The sequence below is a fragment of the Lacticaseibacillus mingshuiensis genome, from assembly GCF_016861785.1.
In the GTDB taxonomy this organism is placed as follows: domain Bacteria; phylum Bacillota; class Bacilli; order Lactobacillales; family Lactobacillaceae; genus Lacticaseibacillus; species Lacticaseibacillus mingshuiensis.
The window spans coordinates 1-1,634 of the sequence record NZ_BOLS01000050.1 but is presented as its reverse complement, the minus strand read 5'-3'; the positions used below and the strand labels follow the sequence as shown (position 1 = coordinate 1,634).

At 41.0% G+C, this 1,634-nt stretch carries 1 protein-coding gene; it reads left to right on the top strand.

Going from position 1 to position 1,634, the window contains the following annotated elements; all coding sequences use genetic code 11:
- Positions 1–54: 54 nt before the first annotated feature.
- A partial coding sequence (locus tag JUE67_RS12590; RefSeq protein ID WP_308441143.1) for a collagen binding domain-containing protein occupies positions 55–1,634 on the top strand: 1,580 nt, incomplete at its 3' end.

The window sequence follows — 1,634 nt, the reverse complement described above, 5'->3', positions numbered from 1 at the left end:
GGCCCTATTAGTCCCGATCAGTATAAAGTGACTTACAACACTGATAGAACGGAAATGACTATTACTTTCCCCAATGGGCTGAACAAGGGAGTCAAAATTTCGTATCAGTCACAAGTAACAGACCCAATTGGTGATAAAGGCCAAGAGATTAGTAACTCGGTAACTAGCAACGGCAAAACCTCGAATTCTGGAGATCATTCAGTCGGACAGCAGGGACTAACTAAGTCACTCGGTAGCGTTGACTACAACGCTAAGACTGTTTCGTGGAACTTTGATATCAATATGGCTCGGCAAGATATGAGCAATTGGTCAATGACCGATCCAGTCCCGAATGGGCTGACCGTAGACTATGATTCCTTTGTTTTAAAGGATAAAGATCATAATACAACTCTCAGTGAAGGAACGGACTATGTGATTAGCAAGCAGGGAAACGGGTTTACCATATCCTTTGCTAATGCTTTAAAGGAACATGCCACAAGTTGGTATACACTAAGTTATAAAACTGCCTTTGAAACGAATAGCCTTCCAGATGGGGGCAAGTGGACTAACACTGCGACGGCAACTTGGACTGACAAAGACGGTCACGATCATACAAACAAGGGACAGGCAGACTTCACTCCTAAGACTGAGTTTAAAAATGATGGCAGCAAGTCAGGAAGTTACAACGCCGTTTCGAAGCAAATTACTTGGACCGTGGTTACTAACTATAATCAACGTAAACTTAGCAATGCCTCCATTACTGATCCAATTATTGGTGACCAAGACTATGTAGCAGATAGCGCCAAGTTGTATGAAGCTTCTATTAACACAAATGGCTCATATGTTTTGGGGACACAAGTTGCTTCCGCTAATATTTCCTTTGACAGTACTAAGAAACAGCTTACTGCTAAATTACCAAATGATAGTTCTAAAGCTTATGTATTGATTTACCAGACTAGTCTCTCTGGTAAGGTCATTGATCAAAAGTCATATGACAATACAGCAACCTATACAAATAACGAAAAATCTAGTGATTTGACGGCTAAGGTGACAGTGCCAAACAGTGGTAATGTTCTGGATAAGAGTGGTAAACAAGATCCAACGAACTCTGCTTATGCGTTGTGGACAATATGGGTCAATAAAGCACAATCAACTTTCAGCGATGCAGTTGTTACCGATGAGCCTTCTGACAATCAGATTATTGATCAGAGTTCTATTGTGATCTATCCAGGAAAGGTAGCTTCTAATGGTAACTTTACCGAAGATACGAGTAATCCATTAGTACTTGGTAAGGATTACTCTGTGGATTTGCAGACTGATAATGCAACTGGTAAGCAAACGATGAAGATTTCCTTTACAAATGAAATCAGCTCGGCTTACTCGATACACTATCGCTCACTGATCAATTCGTCAAAGATTAATGATACGCTGACAAATACAGCTTCAATATCAGGAAAAGGCGAAAAAGATGTTGATAACAATACCAGTGGATCGACGGCAGTAGTAAACAATAGCGGGTCAGCAACTGGTAAGAACACCAATCTTGTTCTCACTAAGAGTGATGCAGATACCAAAAAGTCAATTGCTGGAGCTTCTTTTGAACTTTGGTCGGATGTTTCCGGACAAAAAGGGCAGAAGCTTCGTACAGGGACGAC